General features: G+C 61.0%; 23 protein-coding genes. 8 read left to right on the top strand and 15 right to left on the bottom strand.

From position 1 onward, the window contains the following. Positions 1–4 precede the first annotated feature (4 nt). The 3 genes from EV561_RS25890 (at position 5) to ugpC (ending at position 3400) form a co-directional block, all read left to right on the top strand. The gene (locus EV561_RS25890) at positions 5–958 is read left to right on the top strand and encodes an SIS domain-containing protein (protein WP_132525904.1); all 954 of its coding nucleotides are present in this window, start codon (positions 5–7) and stop codon (positions 956–958) included. After that, a complete protein-coding gene (locus tag EV561_RS25885) occupies positions 955–2268 on the top strand; it encodes a D-tagatose-bisphosphate aldolase, class II, non-catalytic subunit (RefSeq protein ID WP_132525902.1) in 1314 nt (437 codons plus the stop codon). Before EV561_RS25890 ends, EV561_RS25885 begins: the two co-directional genes overlap by 4 nt. Before the next feature lie 64 nt (positions 2269–2332). Further along, positions 2333–3400 (top strand): sn-glycerol-3-phosphate ABC transporter ATP-binding protein UgpC, encoded by a 1068-nt coding sequence (gene ugpC / locus EV561_RS25880; RefSeq protein WP_132525900.1) that lies wholly within the window; start codon positions 2333–2335, stop codon positions 3398–3400. A 95-nt stretch (positions 3401–3495) separates the two neighbouring features. Here ugpC and EV561_RS25875 read toward each other — a convergent pair whose 3' ends face one another. The 9 genes from EV561_RS25875 to EV561_RS25835 are packed head-to-tail and all read right to left on the bottom strand — an operon-like array spanning position 3496 to position 10461. Then, the gene (locus EV561_RS25875) at positions 3496–3795 is read right to left on the bottom strand and encodes an antibiotic biosynthesis monooxygenase family protein (protein WP_132525898.1); all 300 of its coding nucleotides are present in this window, start codon (positions 3793–3795) and stop codon (positions 3496–3498) included. A 9-nt stretch (positions 3796–3804) separates the two neighbouring features. Further along, positions 3805–4218 (bottom strand): cupin domain-containing protein, encoded by a 414-nt coding sequence (locus tag EV561_RS25870; protein WP_132525896.1) that lies wholly within the window; start codon positions 4216–4218, stop codon positions 3805–3807. An 11-nt stretch (positions 4219–4229) separates the two neighbouring features. Next, a complete protein-coding gene (locus EV561_RS25865; protein WP_132525894.1) occupies positions 4230–5615 on the bottom strand; it encodes an NAD-dependent succinate-semialdehyde dehydrogenase in 1386 nt (461 codons plus the stop codon). A 40-nt stretch (positions 5616–5655) separates the two neighbouring features. Continuing rightward, complete coding sequence (locus tag EV561_RS25860) at positions 5656–6474, bottom strand: TIM barrel protein (protein ID WP_132525892.1); 819 nt, start codon at positions 6472–6474, stop codon at positions 5656–5658. 26 nt (positions 6475–6500) lie between these two features. Further along, positions 6501–7262 (bottom strand): GntR family transcriptional regulator, encoded by a 762-nt coding sequence (locus EV561_RS25855; protein ID WP_132525890.1) that lies wholly within the window; start codon positions 7260–7262, stop codon positions 6501–6503. 48 nt (positions 7263–7310) lie between these two features. Next, on the bottom strand, positions 7311–8102 hold the full coding sequence (locus tag EV561_RS25850; protein ID WP_132525888.1) for an ABC transporter permease subunit: 792 nt from the start codon (positions 8100–8102) through the stop codon (positions 7311–7313). Continuing rightward, a complete protein-coding gene (locus tag EV561_RS25845) occupies positions 8099–8746 on the bottom strand; it encodes an amino acid ABC transporter permease (RefSeq protein ID WP_132525886.1) in 648 nt (215 codons plus the stop codon). Before EV561_RS25845 ends, EV561_RS25850 begins: the two co-directional genes overlap by 4 nt. Positions 8747–8796: 50 nt before the next feature. Further along, complete coding sequence (locus EV561_RS25840) at positions 8797–9645, bottom strand: glutamate ABC transporter substrate-binding protein (protein ID WP_132525884.1); 849 nt, start codon at positions 9643–9645, stop codon at positions 8797–8799. Between the two features lie 24 nt (positions 9646–9669). After that, the gene (locus EV561_RS25835) at positions 9670–10461 is read right to left on the bottom strand and encodes an amino acid ABC transporter ATP-binding protein (protein WP_132525882.1); all 792 of its coding nucleotides are present in this window, start codon (positions 10459–10461) and stop codon (positions 9670–9672) included. Between the two features lie 94 nt (positions 10462–10555). On the opposite strand from EV561_RS25835, the gene EV561_RS25830 reads away from it, so the two are divergent. Together EV561_RS25830 and EV561_RS25825 are read left to right on the top strand one after the other, a co-directional pair. Next, positions 10556–11368, top strand: coding sequence for an amidohydrolase family protein (locus EV561_RS25830; RefSeq protein WP_207910593.1), 813 nt, complete (start codon positions 10556–10558; stop codon positions 11366–11368). A 15-nt stretch (positions 11369–11383) separates the two neighbouring features. Then, positions 11384–12547, top strand: coding sequence for an isocitrate/isopropylmalate family dehydrogenase (locus EV561_RS25825; RefSeq protein ID WP_132525878.1), 1164 nt, complete (start codon positions 11384–11386; stop codon positions 12545–12547). A gap of 112 nt (positions 12548–12659) precedes the next feature. On the opposite strand, the gene EV561_RS25820 is transcribed toward EV561_RS25825, so the two are convergent. From EV561_RS25820 to EV561_RS25810, 3 genes are all read right to left on the bottom strand, one after another. Continuing rightward, the gene (locus EV561_RS25820) at positions 12660–13478 is read right to left on the bottom strand and encodes an ATP-binding cassette domain-containing protein (protein ID WP_132525876.1); all 819 of its coding nucleotides are present in this window, start codon (positions 13476–13478) and stop codon (positions 12660–12662) included. Continuing rightward, positions 13475–14560, bottom strand: a complete 1086-nt coding sequence (locus EV561_RS25815) for an ABC transporter permease (protein ID WP_132525874.1) — start codon at positions 14558–14560, stop codon at positions 13475–13477. The genes EV561_RS25820 and EV561_RS25815 overlap by 4 nt, the downstream gene beginning before the upstream one ends. 90 nt (positions 14561–14650) lie before the next feature. Then, a complete protein-coding gene (locus EV561_RS25810) occupies positions 14651–15748 on the bottom strand; it encodes a sugar ABC transporter substrate-binding protein (RefSeq protein WP_132525872.1) in 1098 nt (365 codons plus the stop codon). A 172-nt stretch (positions 15749–15920) separates the two neighbouring features. Here EV561_RS25810 and EV561_RS25805 point away from each other — a divergent pair, with 172 nt between their 5' ends. Then, positions 15921–16961: an aldo/keto reductase gene (locus EV561_RS25805; RefSeq protein WP_132525870.1), complete on the top strand. Its 1041-nt coding sequence runs from the start codon at positions 15921–15923 to the stop codon at positions 16959–16961. An 87-nt stretch (positions 16962–17048) separates the two neighbouring features. Here the strand turns inward: EV561_RS25805 and EV561_RS25800 are convergent, their stop codons facing one another. The 3 genes from EV561_RS25800 to EV561_RS25790 are packed head-to-tail and all read right to left on the bottom strand — an operon-like array spanning position 17049 to position 19921. Beyond that, on the bottom strand, positions 17049–18053 hold the full coding sequence (locus tag EV561_RS25800) for an aldo/keto reductase (RefSeq protein WP_132525868.1): 1005 nt from the start codon (positions 18051–18053) through the stop codon (positions 17049–17051). Further along, positions 18050–18922, bottom strand: a complete 873-nt coding sequence (locus EV561_RS25795; protein ID WP_132525866.1) for an amidohydrolase family protein — start codon at positions 18920–18922, stop codon at positions 18050–18052. The genes EV561_RS25800 and EV561_RS25795 overlap by 4 nt, the downstream gene beginning before the upstream one ends. Positions 18923–18934: 12 nt before the next feature. Beyond that, positions 18935–19921, bottom strand: a complete 987-nt coding sequence (locus EV561_RS25790; protein ID WP_132525864.1) for an aldo/keto reductase — start codon at positions 19919–19921, stop codon at positions 18935–18937. 146 nt (positions 19922–20067) lie between these two features. On the opposite strand from EV561_RS25790, the gene EV561_RS25785 reads away from it, so the two are divergent. Both EV561_RS25785 and EV561_RS25780 read left to right on the top strand, forming a co-directional pair. Continuing rightward, positions 20068–21279, top strand: coding sequence for an ABC transporter substrate-binding protein (locus EV561_RS25785; protein ID WP_132525862.1), 1212 nt, complete (start codon positions 20068–20070; stop codon positions 21277–21279). 107 nt (positions 21280–21386) lie between these two features. After that, the gene (locus tag EV561_RS25780; RefSeq protein ID WP_132525860.1) at positions 21387–22256 is read left to right on the top strand and encodes a branched-chain amino acid ABC transporter permease; all 870 of its coding nucleotides are present in this window, start codon (positions 21387–21389) and stop codon (positions 22254–22256) included. Positions 22257–22260: the final 4 nt, after the last annotated feature.

Here is a 22260-nt window from a genome sequence, read left to right as displayed (position 1 = left end):
TAATATGAATACGACGGAAAAGGTAATCATTGAGCAATTTCCCTACTGGGAGAAGGCAATCGGCTCGATACCGGCTCCTCAGAGTGCAGAACTGATGGTCTTCGTCGGCTGCGGTACCTCCTATAATCTTGCTCTCTCGCTCGCGGCATTGTCGAATTTGGCCGGCCGTTCGGCGATTGCTGCAGCGGGTGCCGAATGGCTGAACCGGCCTGCCGCTCTGTGGTCGCGCTGGCAGCAGACCCATGTGGTCGTCCTCTCCCGCAGCGGTGAAACCACCGAAACCGTCGCCGCAGCCAAAGCAAGTCGCGCAGCCGGCGCCTTCGTGACGGCGCTGACCGTAGAGCCGGAGAGCTCGCTCGCGAAGAATTGCGACCGACTGATCGCCTCCCCGACGCATCCGGACGAAGGGATTGTCATGTCGGTATCGGCCAGTCTCATGCTGCTTCTCGGCATGCAGATGATCGGTCTGCAAATTCCGCACTCGATCGTTGCCTCTGCGCGCGGTCTGGCCAATGATCTCGATGCAGCCTTGTCAAAGGCCGTGACCGGCCGGTCGCATTTCGTCTTCCTCGGGAGCGGTCCCCTTTATGGTGTCGCCGTCGAGGGAGCGCTTAAACTCATGGAGATGAGCCAAAGCATGACGCAGGCATTCCATCCCCTCGAATATCGCCACGGACCAATCAGCCTGGTAGATGAGAAAACGGCCGCCATCATGCTTTACAGCGCCGATCAAAAGGCCGAAGAGGCAAAGCTGGTGGAGGAGCTGCGGGAAAAGGGCGCTGTCGTTATCGGCCTGGGCGGTCCTGGTGATCTTGAGCTGAACGTCGATTTCGATCTTTCGCTCGCCGGTCTGGCGATGCTGCCAGCTTTGCAGATCCTCGGCGAGCGCGTCGCACAAGCCAGAAATATCGATACGGTTTCTCCCCGCCACCTGACGAAGGTCGTGACGCTGGCATGAGTATGTTGATGGACAACAATCGCAGCGTGGCACTCGGGAAACTCTTCGGAGACCGCACGCATTCACTCCCGAGCGGCATTACTTCCGTCTGCTCCGCTCATCCACTGGTCATCGAGGCCGCGCTCAGGCGTGGAGCCGCGGAAAACTCGGTCGTTCTCATCGAGGCAACCTGCAACCAGGTCAATCAGGAGGGTGGCTATACGGGCATGACGCCGGCGGATTTCCGGCGCTTCATCGAAGATATCGCGGCGCGTGTCGGGTTTCCCGTCGACGACATCATTCTCGGCGGGGACCATCTCGGCCCAAACCCCTGGAAGCGCCTGCCTGCCGAAGAGGCCATGCAGCGGGCCGAACTCATGGTAACCGCCTATGTCGAGGCGGGTTTTGAGAAAATCCACCTGGATACTTCGATGGGCTGCGCCGGCGAGCCTGTCGCCTTGGAGGACGAGCTGACCGCTGCCCGGGCCGCGCGTCTCGCCAAAGCCGCTGAGCAGGCAGCCCGCCCGACTGGTCGGCGCGCCCCGGTATATATCATCGGCACCGAAGTTCCGCCGCCGGGCGGCGCGACCCATGCCCTTGATGTGCTTGAGGTGACGCGGGCCGATGCAGCAGTGCGAACGCTCGCGGTCCATCGCGCCGCTTTCAGCGACGCGGGCATCGAGGCCGCCATGGAGCGGGTGATCGGCATTGTCGTTCAGCCGGGCGTCGAATTCGGCAATGCCAATGTTGCAATCTATGAGCCTGACCGGGCACGTTCCCTGATCGGTGCTCTCGAACACATGCCGGGTCTGCTTTTCGAGGCGCATTCGACGGACTATCAGCCCTCGGACGCGCTGTCGTCTCTCGTCGATGGCGGCTTTGCCATCCTGAAGGTCGGTCCCGGATTGACCTTTGCTCTGCGCGAAGCGCTGTATGGCCTTGATGCAATCGCCGCCGTTCTTGCCGGAAAGATGCTATCTGATCCGCTTGTCGCGACGATGGAAAGCGTCATGCTTGATCGTCCTGAGCATTGGAAGGCTCATTACCATGGTACGGCTGAGGAGCAGCGGTTGCAGCGCCATTTCAGTTACAGCGACCGCATCCGCTATTATTGGCCCGACCCCCGCGCCTCGGCGGCCGTAGCCGACCTGTTTGATCGATTTGATGCAGATATTCCGGAAACGCTCATCAGCCAATATCTCGGTCGCATCTCCCCCGGCGTTGTGTCGAAAGAGGTTTTGCCGCGGCCGCGTGAGCTTTGCCTTGCCATGATCGATGCGGCTCTTGAGCCCTACTCGGCCGCGACGGCTCCCCGGAACATCCGGACTTAAAGCTGCGGGCCGCCTGCTGCCGCGGCCGCAAATCATCGACAGATCACTTACGCGGAGGGATATTATGGCGTCGGTAAGCGTGACGAACGCCCGCAAGAGCTACGGCCATTTCGAAGTTCTGCACGGAGTCAATATTGATATCAGGGATGGCGAATTCGTCATTCTCGTCGGCCCGTCCGGCTGCGGCAAGTCCACGCTTCTGCGGATGATCGCCGGGCTCGAAAATATCACCGATGGTCAGATCGCGATCGGCGCGCATGTGGTGAACGATGTCGCGCCCAAGGAACGCGACATTGCCATGGTGTTTCAATCATATGCGCTCTATCCGCATATGACTGTGGAGGCGAACATGGGATTTTCGCTGCGGCTTGCGAAAGCTCCGAAGGAACAGATCCGGAAACGTGTTCGGGATGCGGCGCAGATCCTGGGGCTAGAGCCCCTCCTCGACCGGTATCCGCGCAACCTTTCCGGCGGCCAGCGCCAACGCGTTGCCATGGGACGCGCGATTGTCAGGCAGCCGCAGGTATTTCTGTTTGACGAACCCTTGTCCAACCTCGACGCCAAGCTCCGCGTGCAGATGCGCTCCGAGATCAAGCAACTGCATCAGCGGCTGCGGACGACGACGATTTACGTCACGCATGACCAGATCGAGGCCATGACGATGGCCGACCGGATCGTTGTGATGCGCGACGGCTCGGTGGAGCAGATCGGCTCGCCGTTGGAGCTTTATGATCGGCCCGCCAATCTTTTCGTCGCCGGCTTCATCGGCTCACCCGGGATGAATCTCATTCGTGGTAAGATCAGTGCCTCCGGCCCGCTGAACTTTGTGGGCGACGGCGGAAGCCAGTTGCCGCTTCCTGAAGGCATTGCCATGACACGCGGCGCGGAAGTGATTTACGGCATCCGGCCGGAACATCTGTTCGTCGGACAAGGCGGCGTTGCGACGGAGGTTTCGGTTATCGAGCCGACGGGAGCAGAGACACAGCTGACCGCAAATATCGGCACCGACACGCTTGTCGCCACGGTACGCGAGCGCCTGGACATACGCCCCGGTGATGCTCTCCCGCTTGCGCCTGACATCAGCAAGCTGCATTTGTTCGACGCGGAGAGCGGGAAGCGCTTGACGTGGTGATGAACGGGACGCTTCGGTGAGCCGGGGCTGGTCCAGCCAGCCCCCTCCTCCGCATCATCACGTTCCAGGGGTCCAAGACCCGTTCGATATCAGGCCTAGAAGGCCTTCAGCACGACTTCGACATGCTCGACCGTCGGTGCCTTGGCAAAATGGGGACCTGCGAGCCGGCGCCATTCCTGGAAATCGGGAGATTCCCGGAAGTGGACCATATGGTCTTCGACGCTTTCCCAGCCGACGACGAGGCGAAAGACCAATGGCCGTTCGACGATCTTGTGCAGTTCGAGGCTGAGGCAACCCTTCGCCTTCTTGAAGTAGGGAGCAGCCTCTCCGACCGCCGCCTCGAAGGCCTGCCCCTGGCCGGCCTTCACTTCGATTTCCGCGATTTCAAATACCATGTCTGCCTCTCAAGCGCGCTCGGAATCGATCGTGCGCGTATCACCCGTCGCAACCAGCGTGCGCGTGGCGTCAACCGATGCGTAGGTCCAGAAGATGCGCATACGCTCCGTGGACGATGCGTTGATGAAGCGGTGCGGCAGATTGGCCGGAACCCAGGTCGTGTCGCCAGGTCCCATCGGATATTCAATGCCGTCGATCTCGGCGATGGCCGAGCCTTCCAGCACCATGACGCTCTCTTCGCAATTATGCGTGTGCAGCCCGATCGCAGCTTGCGGTTCGAATTCGGTGATGCCGTTGAGCAGGCTTGTCGAGCCTACCCCGCGGGTCACCATCGGAATGGTCCGTGCGCCGCCGCCGCGCTCGTGCGGCTTGATTTCGGCGGGACGCAGGATTGCCGGCTTTGCGGTTTGTTCTTCGCTCATCTTGCCCTCGCTCACTTGGCTGCAACCGACCGGACCGGTCCGATCCAGATCGTCTTGATGTTGGTGAATTCCCGGATGCCGTGATAGCCGAGTTCGCGGCCATAGCCGGAGCGCTTGATGCCGCCGAACGGCAGGCGCGGGTCGGAAGCGACCATGCCGTTGATGAAGACAGCACCAGCCTCGATCTTGCGGGCGAGCTTGCGCGCATTGGCAAGATCTTTCGTCCAGAGCGCTGCGCCGAGGCCGAACTCGGTCTGGTTGGCCAGCCGGATGGCTTCGTCAGCATCCTTGACGCGGATGATCGCGGCAACCGGCCCGAAGGTTTCCTCGGTGAAGGCGGCAGCCTCTGGCGTGACGTGGTCAAGCACTGTCGGCGCGTAGTAGAAGCCCGGACGGTCGACGAATTGGCCGCCGACGGCAAGTGTGGCGCCTGATGCAACCGAACGGTTCACCTGGTCATGCAGCGTGTCGCGCAGATTGGCGCGGGCCATCGGACCGATATTCGTGTCGGACTCCATCGGATCGCCGACCTTCAGCTCGCCGACGCCCTTGATGTAGGCTGCAACAAAGCGATCGGCGATGCTCTCTTCAACGATGAAGCGCTTGGCGTTGACACAGCTCTGGCCGACATTGACGAAGCGAGCCTTGACCGCGACCCTGGCCGCCTCTTCGATATCGGCATCCGCAAGCACGATGAACGGATCGGAGCCGCCGAGTTCCAGCACCTGCTTCTTCAGTGCCTTGCCGGCCTGCGAAGCGACGATGGCGCCGACTTCGGTCGAGCCAGTCAGCGTGACGGCAGCAATTCGGTCATCGGCGATGATAGCGGCGACATCCTTGGCCTCGATCAGGATCGTGCGCATCAGGCCCTCAGGCGCGCCCGCTTCACGCATCACTTCTTCGCAGGCAAGTGCGCATTCCGGAACGTTGTTGGCGTGCTTCAGGATCGCGCCGTTGCCGGCGGCCAGCGCCGGGGCGACGAAACGGAAGAACTGCCAGAAGGGGTAGTTCCAGGGCATGATCGCCAGCACGACGCCGAGCGGATCATAGGCGATCAGGCTTTCCTGCGCGGTCGAGGCGACCACTTCGTCTGCCAGAAATTTCGGCGCCTGCTCGGCGTAGAAATCGCAGTTCCAGGCGCATTTTTCGATCTCGCCGGCCGATTCCGGCAGCGGCTTGCCCATTTCTCTGGTGATCATCAGCCTATAGCGCTCGGCGTTGGCGCGCAGCACCTTCGCCATGCGGCGCAGCAACTCCACGCGCTCGGCGATCGGCACTTCGCGCCATGCAGCCTGAGCGGCCACTGCCTTGGTCAGAGCCGCGTCAACATCCTGCGGCGAATGCAGATCGAACCGTGCGATTTCCTCGCCCGTTGCCGGATTGATCGATTGGATCATGATTGTCTCCTGAAATATCAAACCTGTCGGCCCACCGCCGTCAACGGGTGGCGGCACCACTTAAAAGGTCCTTCCAGGACGGCATCCATGACAGGGTCTCGCCCGTTGACTTGGAAGGAATGTATTCGAAACCGATTGCGTGCTTGTATCCATGCGCCAGAAGCGTCTTAAGCGTGCCCGTGAGATCGAGGCCGCCCGTTCCCGGCTCGTGCCGGCCAGGGGCGTCGGCAATGTGCACATGCCCGATGCGCGCGACATGCGCAGCAATGAAGGTCGCCAGATCGGCGCCGTTGGCGGCAGCGTGGAAGGTGTCTACCAGCAGAACGGTCTCGTCGGCAGAACCGACCTGATCACCAAATGCGATCGCCTGTTCGAGGGTGGAAAGGAAATAGTTCGCAACGACCTTGTCGCTGATTGCCTCAATCAGGATGCGGACCGGCCGGTCACGGCACTGCTCGACGGCAAAGGCCAGGTTGGTGCGATAGGTCTCTTCGGCACGCTGGCGATCCCCATCGACGGCGCCATCGACGGCGCCTGCCATCGGATGCACGAGCGGGCATCCGATCGTCTCGGCATAATCGAGCGAGCGCAGCAGCGCGTCGCGAAATTCCGCCTCGCGCCCCGGCAGAGCCGTGATGCCCTTTTCGCCGCGGGCAGCATCGCCTGAAGCCGCCGCCATCTGGGAGAAAACGAGACCATGCTCCTGCAGTTGCGCAAGCATGGCCTTGGCATCGACCGACAGGGGATTGGGATGTTCGATCGCGGTAAAACCGTCGCGCGCTGCCGCGCCGATCCTGTCGATCAAGCCGAGCTCGGTGTAGAGATAGCCGATATGCGCCGAAAGATGCTGTGTGGACATGGGGAACTCTATGGAAACGCTGACGGTCAGCTGACGTTGATCTTGTATCGGAAGCGTCTCGCCTCGCCGCGCGAGATGCGCCATTCCATCGGGTGGCCCGAGGCGTCCTTCGCCAGCCTCTCGATCGCGACGACCAAGTCGTCGCTGCCGAGCTTCAGCAGGCCGGCATCATCCGGAGAAACGTCGGTGATGCTGATCTCTTCCTCGATGAAGCAGACGAGCTGGCCGCAGAGGCGCTCATAGGCGGGGTAGAGCAAAGGACCGATTTCTTCTGGCGTGTGGCTGAGAATAGCCCTGAAGCGGGCGGGCGGCAGGAAAATATCCTCGAGCAGACGTGCCTGCCCCTCCCAGTGGCGATGCCGGGTGACCTTTATGACGTCATCGCCTTCCCGCATCTTCAGATTGGCAGCAACGTCGGCGCTTGCGGGAACGATTTCCCGCGAGACAATGTGGCTTTCCGGCATGATCATGTTGCCCGCGGGATCGCGGAACAGGAAGAAGCGGACCATCATATTGTCGAAGTTCGGCCGACGGATGAAGGTGCCGGAGCCATGGCGACGCTCGATCAGGCCGTCGTCGACGAGTTCGTCGATCGCCTTGCGGATCGTGCCGGGCGCCACGCCATATTGCTTGGCGAGATCGAGTTCGGCCGGCAGGGCATCGCCCGGACGCCATTCGCCATTCGCGATCCGCTTGGCGATGGTCAGATAAAGCCGGCGATAGAGCGGCAGGTGCTCATCGCCTTCAAGCACCAAGGCGTCCTGTGGATTGCTCTCGCGAATGCCCATGTTACCCCCGTGATCCTTTCAATCGATTCGTGACCTTGTTCGATGCTTCTACAGCACCGCTTGCGCCCGTCTTGCGATTTCCGAGAGAATGCAGTTGATGACCATGTAAACGACGGCGACCAGCGTATAGACCGGCAGCGAGTAGCTGCCGCCGAGATATTCGACCGCCGTGCGCGCATCGCGCAAAAGTTCCGCATAGCCGATGACGAAGCCGAAAGAAGTCTCCTTCAGGAGAGTGATCAGCTGGGTCAGCAAGGTCGGCAACATGCGGCGGATGGATTGCGGCAGCAGGATGATGCAGAAGACCTCGGCGTTGCTGAGGCCGATCGCCAGGCCGGCTTCGCCCTGCCCCTTCGGCAGCGTGTCGATGCCGGCTCGGAAGATTTCGGCAAGGACGGCCGAATTATAGAGGACAAGCCCAAGCACCAGTGCCCAGAAGGTCGAGATATCGACGCCGATCACAGGGCCCCCGAGGAAGAGGAAGAAGATCAGAAGCAACAGCGGCAGGCCGCGGAAGACCTCCACCCATGTCCTGAGGGCAGCGCGCAGCAATACGGATCGCGTCATCAGGCCCGCCGTGACCAGTGCGCCGAGAACGACCGACATGATGATGGCGACTGCGGACACTTCGAACGTGGCGAGCAGGCCGCCGGCCAGAAGGTTCAAGAGATCGGGCTGGAAGACCGTCGCCCATAGATCGGGTGCCAGCATGCCGGCCTTGTCGAGGGAAAAACCGGCCCAGGCGAGGAGGAGCAGGATAACAAGGATCGACAGCGCCGACAGTATTTGCGAGCGGCGGCGAGCCTTCGGTCCGGGGGTGTCGTAGAGAAGCGTGCTCATCGAGAAAATGCGCTCCTGCGCTCGATATAGGATGCCAGCAGCCCGAGCGAGATCGTCGCGGCAAGATAGATGAGGGCCGTGGCGATCAAGACGGAAAGCACGGCGGAGCTTTCCTCGTTTGCCAGCTGCTGCATGGTCGCAAGCGCTTCGCCGACGCCAAAGGCTGCCGCAACAGCGGTATTCTTCACCAGCGCGATCGCGACGTTGACGATCGGCGGAATGCAGCTGCGCAGCGCTTGCGGCAGGATCACGAACCAGAGGCATTCCACATAGGGCAAGCCGATGGAGCGCGCCGCTTCGGCCTGGCCGATCGGAACCGAATTGATGCCCGAGCGGACGGCTTCACAGAAAAGCGGCACGTAATAGGCAACCAGCGCGATGATCGCGAAGCTGAAATAGGATACATGCACGCCGAACTGCGGCAGCACGAATGCCGAGAAGAAGAAGACGATCGTCAGCGGCACGTTCCGGATGATCTCGATATAGATCATCGAAATCACTCGGAAGCCGCCGACAGGCGATATGCGCATGACGGCCACTAGGACGCCGAGCGGAAGGGCAATCACGATCGACAGCACGGAGAGAGCAAGCGTCACCAGCATGCCGTTCCAGAAAACATCGATATTGTTCAAAAACGCTGTCATTTCGATATGCCTTGCATCCTTCCGCTCAAGCCTGTGGAACCGCCGTCAGATCAGGGGCACTGATCGAGAGCGGGCAGCTTGCCGTCGCCGCCGACATAGGTCTTCAGCGTTGCGTCGTACATCTTCCCGTAGGTGCCATCCTTGTCCGCCTCGGTCAGGACATCCGACACGAAGTGGCAGAAATCATTTTCCGACTTCGGCATGCCGACGCCCCAGGGCTCGCGGGTGAAGAGGTTGTTGACGAGCTGGAGATTGTTCGGATCGCGGCTAACGAGGCCGGCCAGGATAAAGTTCGTCGTGACAACCGCATCGACGGAACCATTCTTCAGCGCCTCGACGCATTTGGAGATGACGTCGAAGGGAACGATCTGCGCCTGAGCGTACTTCTTGGCCAGAGCAGACTGGCCTTCGCTGCCGCTGATGACGCAGGCCTTGTGGCCGGCGAGATCATCGGGGCCTTTGATGTTCAGCGGATTGCCCTTCTTTACGATCATGTCCTGGCCACCGACGATATAGGGGCCGGCCATGTCGATGACCTTCTTGCGCTGGTCGTTCATCGCATAGGTCGCGACGATGAAATCGACCTTGTTCTGCTCGAGGAAGGGTTCGCGGTTGGAAGACGAGGTCTCGACCCAGGTGATCTTGTCGGCCGAAACGCCGAGCTTCGAGGCGATCAGCTTGGCAATGTCGATATCAAAGCCGATCGGCTTTCCGGAAAGGTCGCGCAGACCGAAGAGCGGCTGATCGAACTTGACCCCGATGCGCAGCGTCGAAGCCTTCGACAGCCGCTCCATCGTGGAGCCGGCCGGGAATGCGGCCTGATCGGCGCTCGCAAGAGACGGTGTCAGCGACAGCGCGCCAAGCAGCGCAACTGCTGCGAGACGAAGATTGAATTTCATTGATTCCTCCCTTTCAAGGTTTGTTTAGTGATGCAGCACTTTTGCGAGGAAGTCCCGGGCGCGCTCGCTTTGCGGGGCTGCAAAGAATTCCTTGGGCGATGACTGTTCGACGATCCGCCCGGCATCCATGAAGACCACCCGATCGGCGGCCGACCGGGCAAAGCCCATTTCATGGGTGACGACGACCATGGTCATGCCGGCATCGGCGAGAGAGCGCATGACATCCAGCACACCGCTCACCATTTCCGGATCGAGCGCCGAGGTCGGCTCGTCGAAGAGCATGACTTCCGGCTCCATAGCCAGCGCGCGGGCAATCGCCACGCGCTGCTGCTGGCCGCCGGAGAGCTGTGACGGCATTTTGTTTGCCTGCTCGCGAACGCCGACGCGCTCCAGAAGATCGAGCGCCTTCCGCTCCGCATCCTTCTGCGTCATGCGACGCACGCGGGTGGGGCCAAGCGTGACGTTCTGCAGGATCGTGCGATGGGCGAAGAGGTTGAAGGATTGGAACACCATACCGACGCTGGCGCGCAGCCGTGCCAGGTCCCGCCCCTCTTCCGGAATCGGCTTTCCGTTGATCTTGATCGCGCCGCTGTCGATCGTTTCAAGCCGGTTGATCGTGCGGCAGAGCGTCGATTTTCCCGATCCTGACGGACCGACGATGACGACGACCTCGCCCTTGCGGACATTCAGGCTGACGTCGTTGAGGGCGCGATAGGCGCCATAGAACTTGGTGATGTTTTCGATCAAAATCGCGGGCGTCGCCGAACTCGCCGCGGCATTGGCCTTGGCTTTTCCCAATCCTTCTGCGCTGTCCATTTCCACCCTTGCATGACCTTTTGATTACTTTTATAGAACTAGTCTTATACAAGACTATAGGAATCGATCAAGAGGTTTTTCGAGAATGAACGTTATGCCGGAGTCCGGGAACTGGGTGGACACGCACGTGCATATCTTCGAGCGGCGGCTGCCCCTGGCGGCGGCCCGCCGCTATGCGCCCGACTATGATGCCACTCCGGAAGAACTCCGCCGGGAAATGCGAACTGCAGGAATTGCCAAGGCCGTGATCGTGCAGCCGAGCTTCCTTGGAACCGACAATCATTATCTGCTGGATACGATCGTTGCAGACCCGCAATCCTTCGCCGGTATCGCAGTGATCGACCCTGCGAGCGGCATCGATGAATTGGAGGCCCTGAAAGAAGCAGGCATCGTCGGGGTGCGTCTGAACTGCATTGGCCAGCCCGCGCCGGATCTGCATCGGGGCGACCATGGGGTCATGGCGCATCGCCTCGGCGAACTCGATCTTGTGCTGCAGATCCAGGCCGAAGGCGTGCAATGGCTTTCGATCGCCCCCGGCCTTGGCGATCTTCCCTGCACTGTCCTTGTCGATCACTTCGGCCGTACGCCGGCCGGTGATGAAAGCGGCGGCTTCGAGGCTCTGTTGTCGAGCGCCACCGTTGCAAGCAATGTCTGGTTCAAATTTTCAGGCCCCTACCGCTTTCCCGAAGATGCCGCGGATCGCTGCGCCGCTGCAATCCTCGATGTGACCGGCCATGACCGGATCGTCTGGGGCAGCGACTGGCCGTGGACGCAATTCGAGAAGCAGCACACCTACCAGGAGACGCTCCATTGGCTCGATCGTTGGGTCGGTGATGCCGGCAACCGCCAGCAGATACTCGCGGACAATCCCGCCCGTCTCTTTGATTTCAATTCCAACAAGCACTGAAGGAAGGCTCCCAAGATGACGAACGTGTCGAAGAAAAAAGTCGAGGTCGCATTGATCGACGGCGATGGCATCGGGCCGGAGATCGCCGCGGCGGTGGCGGAAATCCTCGCCGCCGCCGGCGCGCGGATCGAATGGGTCCCCTGCCTCGCCGGCTCCCGCGTCTTTCTCAAGGGCGACCCGACGGGGCTTCCCGAAGAGACGATCGAGACCATCCGCCGCTGCAAGCTCGCGCTGAAGGCGCCGCTCGCAACTCCGCTCGGCGGCGGCGAACGCAGCGCCAATGTCCGCCTGCGCGAAACATTCGACACATTCGCCGCCGTGCGCCCGGCCAAGACGCTGCGGGGGCTGGAAGCCAGCTCGCGTTTCCCTGAAGTCGATCTGATCCTTGTCCGCGAAAACCTCGAGGACCTCTATCTCGGTGTGGAATACGACCTCGGCCGCAACGTGTTCTCGGCCCTGAAGGTCAATTCGGAGAAGAATACGCGCCGTATCTGCAAGGCGACCTTCGCCATCGCCCGCGCGCTTGGCCGCAAGCGCGTGACCGGCATCTCGAAATCGAACATCCTGAAGCGGACCGACGGAAGCTTCGATCGGATATTTGACGAGGAAGCGAAGCTCTATCCCGACCTCATCGCCGACCGCATGCTGGTCGATGCCGCGGCCTGCAAATTCGTGACTGATCCAGGTCGTTTCGACGTGGTCGTCACCAGCAATCTCTATGGCGATATTCTCAGCGATCTGACCGCCGGCCTTGCAGGCGGCCTAGGCGTCTGCGCGTCGGTCAATCTCGGCTGCGACGTCGCCATCTTCGAAGCCGTGCACGGCACTGCCCCCGATATTGCCGGCCGCAATGTCGCCAACCCGACCGCGCTGTTGCGCGCCGCGATCATGCTCCTCGACCATATCGGCCAGAACGATGTCGCACGGCGGGTGGAAGGCGCGCTCTCGTTGGTCCTCCAGGAGCGTAAGTCGCTGACGGCGGATCTCGCCGTCGGCGGTCCTTCGGTCTCGACGACAGCATTTACGCGGGCCGTCATCGAAGCGCTGCCGAAGGTCGAACTCTTGAACGAGGAAATGCGCTGGCACGCGCCTTCTCTCGAAGGCCTGTCCGAAATGGGGTGGAAGCCGGACGATCTCAGAAGCTTCGTCCAGGCAAGCCTAGCCCCAACGGCAGCCTGAGCAGCAGAAGCTATCGTAGTCAGGTATTGAAACATTAGACGGTGGTTGTCGGCCGAGGCTATTACTTCGGCCGACAATGCCATCCCCCGCGGGTAAGTGAGTTCCGTGTCGCTCACATTCCCACGGCCTGCTCGGCTGCGGCGATTGCCCGCTTGCCGAGGCCCGATTTGACAATGCGGATTAGCTCTTCCTCGCTCGTTTCCGAGGTTGCCGCATCGAGTACGATCTCGCCGGAATGCAGGAAGTTGATGCGGTCGCACACTTCAAAGATCTGGTTGTAGTTGTGGACGATCAGCACGACAGACACCTCGCGCTGGCGCCGCAGGTTCTGGATCAGTCCGAGTACATGGGCGCTCTCGCGCACGCCAAGCGCCGCAAGCGGTTCATCCAGGATAAGCACCGTTGGCGAGGAATAGATCGAGCGCGCCACCGCGATGCACTGCCTCTGGCCACCGGACAGCATGTCGACGGTGCTGTTCACGCTTGGAATGGAAATGCCGAGCGTGTCGAGATAGGTTCGCGACAGCTGCCGCATGCGCTGATTGTCGAGCAGGTTGAGCCCCAGGAAGCGGCGGCGCTGCTCGCGACCGAGAAACATGTTGTGAAACACGCTGAGATCGCCAATCAGGGCAAGATCCTGGTAGACGGTCTCAATGCCGAGGGCACGCGCATCGCGCGGGGAATTGAACCGCACTTCCGAACCGTTGAACAGCATTTTGCCGCGATCCGGCGTATGGAAGCCGGACATCGTCTTGATCAGCGTCGATTTGCCCGCGCCGTTATCGCCGACCAACGCCAGTACCTCCCCCTTGCGGAGCTTGAGGCTGACATCGACCAGCGCCGTCACCGCGCCGAAGCTCTTGCTGATATGCTGCATGTCGAGAATGATGGGAGCGTTTGCCGCTAGAGCTGGTATGGGTTCATCGGTCATTTGCGTTTCCTTGTGCGCAGCCTGTCGACCTGCACGTTGAGGATCATGGCGGCGACAATGGCCGCGCCGAGATAGATGTCCGAGGTCGTCGCCTGTGCGCCGACCATGACCAGCCCGTTGTTCAGGGAAGCGACGACGAAGGCGCCGATCAGCGAGCCGATGGCCGTCCCCGAGCCGCCGAGAAGGGATGTGCCGCCGATGACGGCTGCTGCGATCGCCTGTAGTGTGAGGAAGGGGCTGCCTGCCGTCGGATCTGCCGATGAGAATTCGGCCGTGTTGATGATGCCGGCGAAGGCGGCGATGCCACCGGCAATCATGAAATTGTAGATCTTCATCCAGTCGGTTCTGACGCCGATCTCGCGAGCGCCGGTGATATTGCTGCCGGTTGCGATGGTGTGCAGGCCGAAGCGTGTCTTGGTCAGCACCAGCGCAAGCGCCACGACGACCAGCAACGCCCAGAGGAATGGCGAGAAGGCCGTCAGGCCATGCAGGGAAAACAGAGAATCGCCGGGTGTGTACAGGCTCTCGCCGAAGATCGAATTGAATGGCTCTTCGACGGGCGCGACGATCGGCTGGCTGTCGTAGATCGAGACGGTGATACCCTGAAGCAGGAATAGCGTGCCGACGGTCGTGATCAGCGAAGGCACGCGCATCCTGACTGTGATGAAGCCATTTATGAAACCGATGGCGACGCCGAGCAATATGCCGATGATTGCGCCGGCGAAGAGGGGCAATCCCCAGGTGATCGACATCAGCACCATGAGATAGGGCGCAAGTGAAAACGTGCTGCTGAGCGAAAGGTCGATTTCGCCGGTGATCATCAGCATGACTTCGGCGACCGAGATCATTCCCAGTCGGCCGGTATCACGCAGGACGACGCTCATCAGCTGCGTCGTCAGGAAGCCGCCGTTGCTTCCGATCTGAAAATATATCACGAGCAGCACGGCGACGACGGCAATGCTCGCCTCCTTGTAGCGCGACAATATCGCTGCCAGCCTGCTGCCGACCGAGGGTTGCCCCACAGGCGTTGAGGAAGCAGCGGTCCGATTGGCCTTTTCCAGGCTATTGGACTCCACGTTCATCTATATTCGACCTCGTCATTGAAGGGCCATGCACGGCCGGCAAGGAAGTGCACAGGCGGGCGCTGTGCACTTCGGTTTCCAGGACCGGAGTTACTTGGGCTCGTCGGCGGTCCGGCCTTCGAAGCGGGTCTGGCCAAGATAGTTGTCGACATTGTCCTTGGTGACATAGGCCTGGCTGGTGTCGCTGTTTGCTGGACCAACGAGGCCGCCGGAGACCTTGTAGAGGAACATCTGCTGTACCGGCAGGAAGCCCTGCAGATAGGCCTGCTGGTCGGTGGTGAAGGTGACGTCGCCGCTCTTGATGAAGGTCAGCGTCTGCGGGAACAAGTCAAAGCCGGCCACGACGCCGCCCTTCTTGGCGAGCCCGTATTTGTTCGACACGAAACCGCAGGCATAGGTATCGGAACCGCCGGTGCCGAAGAGACCGGCAACGTTCTGATGGCTCAGATAATAGGATTCGACACGCGAGATTTCGGTCTGCGGATCCGGCCCGGAGTTGACGACGTCGTAAGTGATACCATTGCCGAAATCCTTGATTGCCTGGATGTAGCCGTCGAGGCGCGGCTGCGTATTGAGCGAGCCGGGAACACCGATTGTCAGCATCACATGCGCCTTGGCCGGCAGCAGCTTCAGCCACTTCATCGCGACGTTGTAGCCGGCCTGGAAGAGCGGCTGGCCGACATAGGAAAGCCGCTTGTTCGGGCTGCCCGTCGGGACGTCGGCGTTGAACGCGACGACTGGAATGCCGGCAGCGATCGCCATGTCCGTTGCCGCGTCGAATGCCTTCGGGTCGACCAGGCATACTGCAATGCCATCGGCCTTCTGTGCGATTGCCGTCTGCATGGCGCTGACCATTTCGGAGACGACGTTTTTCTGCGATCCCGTCCACTGGTAGGTGGCGCCGAATGCCGCGCACGCGTCCTGAATGCCGTAGATGCAGGGAGTGAAGAACTGGTCGAGCGTCACATGGCAAACGAAGTGAAACTTGAACGGCTTCTTGGGCAGGCCGGCGCTCGCTGTTGCCGCCGCCTGCGCCATCGCAAAATCAGGGTTTGACATGAGCGCTGCGGCTCCGCCGGCAAGTGCCGCGGCCCCGAGACCCGCCTTGGCGGCGAAGCCGAAGGCCTGTCTGCGGCTCAGCATGCGCTGGGCAATGAGATCGCCATTTTTATCGTGACCGTCATTCAAAACTGCATCCTCCCTTTGAGGACAGGAGCCACACCTCCCGTGCGCTTGCTGTCGTACGGTTACATTGTTGTACGACAAATTCTGTGTCAATATGAATCGGCGGCCTGCGGCAAATGAGACGCCACCGGCCAGGTCACAAATTGGTGAAATCAAAAATTAGTCAGGAAAATCAATGTCTATATTGGAGAAGAGAAGCTTAGCCGGAGGACGACTGAACGTCACCACGATGGGTTTGGGTGGGACGGGTCTCGGCAATATGTATCGCGCTACCGACCCGAAGGTCGCACACGAGACCGTCCACGCCGCCTTCGGAAACGGCCTGCGCTATTTTGATACTGCCCCGGTTTACGGCTTTGGTCTCGCCGAAACGCGTCTCGGCGAAGCGATCAGGACGCTGCCGCGAGGGGAGATCGTCATCTCATCGAAGGTCGGATATGATCTGGTGCCCATCCCTGACAGCGAGGTCAAGCCGGTCCTCTGGGATGAAGCCCCTCCTTTTCGGGCCGACTTCGACTATTCGCGCGATGCCGTTCTCCGCTCGATCGAAAACTCGCTGAAGCGGCTTGGGACCGACTATATCGACATGCTGGCCATCCACGATCCGGATGAGGCTATCCATTTCGTCAAGGGTGAAGACCCCTATGCGCGCAGCCGGTTACGGGAAGCCATGGATGGAGCCTATCCGGTTCTCTCGGATCTGAGATCCCAGGGCGTCATCAAGGCGGTCGGCGTTGGCATCAACCAGTGGGAGATGCTTTCGGACTTTGTCGAGGCCGGGCAGTTCGACTACTTTCTTCTCGCCGGACGCTATACGCTGCTCGAGCAGGAGCCGCTCGCGACGCTCTTTCCCGCCTGCGAGCGCAAGGGTACGAAGCTCGTCATCGGCGGCCCCTATAATTCGGGCATCCTGGCGACGGGCGCGGTACAGGGCGCCACCTTCAATACGCGGAACGCGCCACAGGCCGTCCTTGACCGCGTTGCAAGCCTGAATGCCGTTTGCGAGAGTTATGGCGTCCCCCTCCCCGCCGCCGCCCTGCAATTTCCTCTGGCACATAAGCTTGTGGTGAGCGTCATCCCTGGCGCCCGGTCAGTCGCTGAACTGGAGCAGAACCTGAAGTACATGCAGTGGCCCATCCCCGATGGCCTCTGGACCGATCTCAAGAGCCAGAAACTCATTGATGAGGCTTCGCCCATACCATCGAAAGCGGCCTGAGGCCGCTCGACCGAGCAATCGGCCTGCCGAGATCAGTCTTCGGCAGGCCAGAGCGACCTTCGCAACCGCGATTGCGCAGGTGGCCGGTTAGCTGGCCTTCGGCAATGACGGCCGAAAGAGATCGTCGACTTCCCGCCAAAGTTCTTCCGGGATGACCTGCTGCGACCAGGCAAGGTTTTCCGCAATGCGCTCCGGCCGGCTCATGCCGAGCACGGCTGCGGAAACCAGCGGATTGCGAAACGGGAACTGGATGGCCGCCGCCTGCAAAGGCACGCCGTGTCGATTGCAGATCTGTTCGATCGCCCTGGCTCTCGCCACCACCTCAGCCGGCGGCGCACCATAATCAAAGGTTGCTGCTGCGCTTGCCGGCCCTGCTGCAAGAATGCCGGAATTGAACACGCCGGCAACCACGATCTCGACACCTCGTCGTTCTGCCTCCGGAAGAAGGTCAGTTTCGGCACCCCGGTCCAGCAGCGTGTAGCGGCCCGCCATCATGACGGCATCCAGCGAGCATGCCTTGATGAAACGCGTCGCAACATCGCCCTCATTGACGCCGACGCCGATCGCCTTGATGTGGCCGGCCTTGCGAAGATCGTCGAGCGCGCGATAGCAACCTTCGATCGCCTCGTTGAACCGTCGCTCGTAGGCGTCGCCATGGGTGAAGCGATCGACGTCATGAATATAGATGAGATCGAAGTCGGCGATCCCGAGGCGGTTTGCGGACTGCTCCAGCGAGCGCATGGTGCCGGCATAGCTATAGTCGAAGACCGGTTTCAGTCGCAGCGGCGAGGCCCAGAGCCCATACTCCACCCTCTCGCCGAACGGAGGCACCATATAGCGCCCCACTTTCGTTGACACGGTGACGGTCCCGCGATCGATCGTGCGCAGGAAGCGGCCGAGTCGCAGTTCGCTAAGGCCATGACCATAGAGCGGCGCGCCATCGAAATAGCGCATCCCCGCTTCATAGGCCTGATCGAGCACCTCGGCCGCCTGGGCTTCCGTTACATCACGGTAGAGGGTGCCGAGGCCGCTCGCGCCAAATCCGAGGCGCGAACGAAAATTAATGCGGTGTCCAGAGTGATTGTCGGTCATGCGCCCATCCCCCAAAATTCCGGCAAGCGATAGGCTTCGATGGCATTCAGGCCAAAAATCTTCTGCCTGTCGGCCTCGGAGAGATCCTTGACGCACTCCTGCAGCGCGTCCATCACGCGGTCATAGCTCGCTGCGACGAGGCAGACCGGCCAATCGGTGCCGAACATGCAGCGGTCGGTGCTGAAGATATCGAGCACTTCATGGACATAGGGTTTCAGGTCTTCTGGTGTCCACGTTTGCCAGTTGGCTTCGGTCACCATGCCTGAAAGCTTGCACCAGACATGGTGCTGGCCGCGAAACTGTCGGATCAGCGCGGCCCATTCGTCGAACCCACCGCTACGGATTTCCGGTTTCGAGATGTGATCGAGCACAAAGCGCATGTCGCCGAACGCCTCGACCGTCCTGATGCACGACGGCAGTTGCGGCAGGTTCGGCACGAGGTCATAGACGAGGCCAGCGGCGCCAACTGCTTTGAGGCCTTGCCTGACATCGTCCCGCAGAAGCCAATTTGGATCGCTCTCGGTCTGGATAAGATGGCGGACGCCGACGAGCCATATGCCCTCGGGCGAGCCCCTCAGTTCGTCGAGCGTATCGACAAGGCGCGCATCGGTAAGATCGACCCAGCCGACGACACCCGCCACGAAATCCGTCGCCTGCGCCGTTCTGATGAAATCCCAGGTCTCGCCGAGATCGTTCCAGGTCTGGACCAGGACCGTCCCGGTGACGCCGTTCTTTTGAAGGGCCGGGCGTAGATCGTCCGGCTCGAATTTCCGGTTGATCGGCTCGAACGGACCGCTCAGCCAACCATAGTCGCCGCCGCTGGCCGGGTCCCAGAAGTGATGATGGGCATCGATGATAGGCGATGTCATGATCCGGCTCTCCTACCAGCGCTGATGGACATATTGCTTGATGTAGGCGTCGTAGATCGACTTGATCTCCTGCATGGCGCTTTCGGAAATCGCCGGAAGGGCAGCCGCCTCGGCATTCGAGCGGGCCTGGGCCGGGTTGCGCGCTCCCGGGATGGCGACCGTCACTGCGTCGAACATGAGGATCCAGCGAAGCGCGAATTTTGCCATGGTCGTGTCGCCCGATACCAGCGGACGCACCTTCTCGACGGCATCGAGGCCAACTTCGTAGGGTACGCCGGAAAAGGTCTCGCCAACGTCGAAGGCCTCTCCATTGCGGTTGAACAGCCGGTGGTCGTTGGCTTCGAACTGTGTATCTCTCTTGAACTTGCCGGAAAGCAGCCCGCTCGCCAGCGGCACGCGGGCGATGATGGCAACCTTCTTTTCCGCCGCCTGTGCAAAGAAATGCTCGATCGGGCGCTGCCGAAACACATTGAAGATGATCTGCACGCTGACCACGCCGGGATATTCGATGGCCTTCAGCGCCTCCTCGACCCGTTCGACGCTGACCCCGTAATTGCGGATCTTGCCCTGATCGACCAACCGGTCCAGTCGCTCGAAGACCTCGGGGTGGTAGTAGAGATCCGTCGCCGGGCAATGGAGCTGCACGAGGTCGAGGCAATCCGTCTCGAGATTCCTAAGGCTGCGGTCGATCCAGGCGTTCAGGTTCTCGGCGCTATAGCCCTCCACCGATTGCTGCGGCAGTCGACGGCCGGCCTTGGTGGCGATGAATGGACGCTCGCCGCCGCGTTCGCGTATGACTTTCGCGATCAGCTGTTCGGAATGGCCGTCGCCATAGACGTCGGCGGTATCGATGAACGTCACGCCCGTGTCGAGTGCAGCGTGCAGTGCGGCCAGCGCTTCCTCGTCATTAACTTCCCCCCAGGCCGCGCCGATCGCCCAGGCCCCAAAGCCGATCTCACTAACTTTCCGGCCGGTGCGGCCGAACTCCCTGTTACGCATCTCTCACTCCCTCGTTTGCTTGCCCCGACATTGCCGGTGGCCTCCGGTTGGACTTGCTTGACATTCTCCGTCAACCCAATTATCAGAAAACAGGGTTGTACGACAACCCGGTAAGTACGCAAAATCTGCACTGGGAGGATTAGATCGTGCGATCACTTGTGATGGGAGGCATTTCTGTTGCGCTCGGCCTTGGCGCGTCTGTACAACTGGCGTCCGCGGAGGACACGATCAAGATCGGTGTCGTCGCGGCCGAATCCGGCGCTTTCGTTTCCGCCGGCCATACGCTGCCCGCCGGCGTCGGTCTGGCGGTAAAGGAAATCAACGCGGCCGGCGGCGTGAAAGTCGGCGACAAGACCTACAAGCTCGAGATGGTCAAGCGCGACGACCGCACCGATATCTCGACGGCGATCGCTGCGACACAGGAGCTTGTGCGCGACCAGAAGGTGGCGGCGATCTTCGGCTCCGAGACGCATGACTTCACGCTCGCCATGACGAAGATTACGCAGCCCGCGAAGGTGATCCAGATCGCCGGCAACAGCACGCTTGCGAAAATCCTGAACCCGCAATCGGTCGCATCCGGTGGCGAGGACCATTATCTGTTTCAATCCGAGCCGCAGGAATTCCAGCGGTCGGGTTCGACCGCCCGTGGCGTTCTGAGCCTCCTGACCCCGCTCGTCGGCCACCCGTTGAAGAAGTCCGTCGTCATCGTCGGCAATGACGCGACCGGTCAGTTCCTGACGTCCTATTACGTCAAGGCTCTCAAGGCCGAAGGCCAGGAAGTGCCTGAGGTCATCTCCTATCCGCCTGATACCACGGACTTCTCTCCGTTCCTGACACGCGCCAAGAGCCTCAATCCTGACGTCGTGCACTTCTGGTACAACGGCGACTCGACGCTGACGGCATTGCCTCAGGCGCTGGAACTTGGCGTGGCCCCCAGCTATTTCCTGTTCGGCGTCGATCCCGGCATCTGGAAGGAGCGCAATTTGAGCGCCGACGTTCCGGTCGCCATGAGCTGCGTCCCGATCTGCTGGGGCGAATCTTCGAACGCCAATGCGAAGACCTATTTCAAGAACTACTTTGCCGCCGGCGCCCCGAAGGGTGTGACCTCCTCGGTTTCGCTCCTCTATTACGACTACGTCCATATGCTGGCCGAGGCCTGGGAAAAGGCCGGCTCGCTTGATCCTGATAAGACTGTGGCAGCGCTCGAAACCTTGCATCACAAGGGCGTTGTCTCCGACGATCTGGCCTTCAACAAAAGCCATCAGGTGACGCACGCCACCGAGGTCTGCGCCGCCGCACCCGGCGGAAACATCTCCTGCGCGATGCAACAGCCCCCTGCCGAAGCCCCTGCGGAATAGGCTGTCATAGCGCCGTCCCGCCGGTTGCCCCCAAGGCCGGCGGGACCTTTTGTTACAGGAACAGGCGGGCCAAGCGCGCGACGCCCGCACAACAGCGGAACAAGGCTGTGGACATTCTCATTCAGCAAATCCTCAACGGTCTGTCGATCGCGAGCGTCATCACGCTGATCGCCGTCGGGGTCACATTGATTTTCGGGCTGACCGGCATCATCAATTTCGCGCACGGCGAATTCCTGATGGTCGGAAGCATCGTCACCTGGCTGGCTGTTCAAGCGGGTCTTGGCTTCCTTATCGCCCTCGTGCTTGCGGTCGTGGCCGTCGCCGCGATGGGTTTCTTGTTGGAACGCGGGTTGTTTCGCTTCACGCTGACACGACCGACCAACGGGTTCATCGTTTCGCTGGGCCTGATCGTGGTCCTGCAGCACATAGTCATTTTCTTTTATGATCCGAACCAGAAGAGCATTCCGCGACCCCTCAACGGCATCTGGGATGTCGGAGGCGTCCGCATCGCCTCGGTGCGTGTCATGGTCATTCTCGTGACCATTGCCGTGGTCGCTCTCACCTTCGCCATGGTGACCCGCAGCCGCTATGGCCGCGCACTTCGCGCCGCCGTCGACGATCGCGATACCGCCGCCTTGATGGGCATTCCGGTCCGCCGCTATATCACCGGCGTCTTCGTTCTCGGCAGCGCGCTTGCCGGGCTCGGCGGTGCGCTCCTGATCGCCCTCTTTCCGATCACTCCATTCACCGGCGGAACAATGGTCATGAAGGGATTTGCCGTGGCCCTGATCGGCGGCCTTGGAAATCTGACCGGCGCCGTCGTTGCGGGTCTCATTCTCGGCATCGTCGAGGGCTTCAGCGCAGGCTACGGCTTCTCCGAATGGACCGACGCCTATTCCTTCGCATTGATGATCTTGGTGCTGCTGTTCCGCCCGAACGGTCTCTTCGGTGGCACAAGCGGGCCGAAGATGGCTTGAGGCC

It is taken from the genome of Rhizobium sp. BK376 (genome assembly GCF_004341625.1).
GTDB lineage: Bacteria > Pseudomonadota > Alphaproteobacteria > Rhizobiales > Rhizobiaceae > Rhizobium.
Note: the sequence above shows the minus strand (reverse complement) of the source record. Positions and strands in the feature narration are given on the sequence as shown.

Coding starts and splice junctions, on each gene's coding strand:
- EV561_RS25890 (WP_132525904.1), top strand. CDS start 5: ATGAATACGACGGAAAAGGTAATCATTGAGCAATTTCCCTACTGGGAG.
- EV561_RS25885 (WP_132525902.1), top strand. CDS start 955: ATGAGTATGTTGATGGACAACAATCGCAGCGTGGCACTCGGGAAACTC.
- ugpC (WP_132525900.1), top strand. CDS start 2,333: ATGGCGTCGGTAAGCGTGACGAACGCCCGCAAGAGCTACGGCCATTTC.
- EV561_RS25875 (WP_132525898.1), bottom strand. CDS start 3,795: ATGGTATTTGAAATCGCGGAAATCGAAGTGAAGGCCGGCCAGGGGCAG.
- EV561_RS25870 (WP_132525896.1), bottom strand. CDS start 4,218: ATGAGCGAAGAACAAACCGCAAAGCCGGCAATCCTGCGTCCCGCCGAA.
- EV561_RS25865 (WP_132525894.1), bottom strand. CDS start 5,615: ATGATCCAATCGATCAATCCGGCAACGGGCGAGGAAATCGCACGGTTC.
- EV561_RS25860 (WP_132525892.1), bottom strand. CDS start 6,474: ATGTCCACACAGCATCTTTCGGCGCATATCGGCTATCTCTACACCGAG.
- EV561_RS25855 (WP_132525890.1), bottom strand. CDS start 7,262: ATGGGCATTCGCGAGAGCAATCCACAGGACGCCTTGGTGCTTGAAGGC.
- EV561_RS25850 (WP_132525888.1), bottom strand. CDS start 8,102: ATGAGCACGCTTCTCTACGACACCCCCGGACCGAAGGCTCGCCGCCGC.
- EV561_RS25845 (WP_132525886.1), bottom strand. CDS start 8,746: ATGACAGCGTTTTTGAACAATATCGATGTTTTCTGGAACGGCATGCTG.
- EV561_RS25840 (WP_132525884.1), bottom strand. CDS start 9,645: ATGAAATTCAATCTTCGTCTCGCAGCAGTTGCGCTGCTTGGCGCGCTG.
- EV561_RS25835 (WP_132525882.1), bottom strand. CDS start 10,461: ATGGACAGCGCAGAAGGATTGGGAAAAGCCAAGGCCAATGCCGCGGCG.
- EV561_RS25830 (WP_207910593.1), top strand. CDS start 10,556: ATGCCGGAGTCCGGGAACTGGGTGGACACGCACGTGCATATCTTCGAG.
- EV561_RS25825 (WP_132525878.1), top strand. CDS start 11,384: ATGACGAACGTGTCGAAGAAAAAAGTCGAGGTCGCATTGATCGACGGC.
- EV561_RS25820 (WP_132525876.1), bottom strand. CDS start 13,478: ATGACCGATGAACCCATACCAGCTCTAGCGGCAAACGCTCCCATCATT.
- EV561_RS25815 (WP_132525874.1), bottom strand. CDS start 14,560: ATGAACGTGGAGTCCAATAGCCTGGAAAAGGCCAATCGGACCGCTGCT.
- EV561_RS25805 (WP_132525870.1), top strand. CDS start 15,921: ATGTCTATATTGGAGAAGAGAAGCTTAGCCGGAGGACGACTGAACGTC.
- EV561_RS25800 (WP_132525868.1), bottom strand. CDS start 18,053: ATGACCGACAATCACTCTGGACACCGCATTAATTTTCGTTCGCGCCTC.
- EV561_RS25795 (WP_132525866.1), bottom strand. CDS start 18,922: ATGACATCGCCTATCATCGATGCCCATCATCACTTCTGGGACCCGGCC.
- EV561_RS25790 (WP_132525864.1), bottom strand. CDS start 19,921: ATGCGTAACAGGGAGTTCGGCCGCACCGGCCGGAAAGTTAGTGAGATC.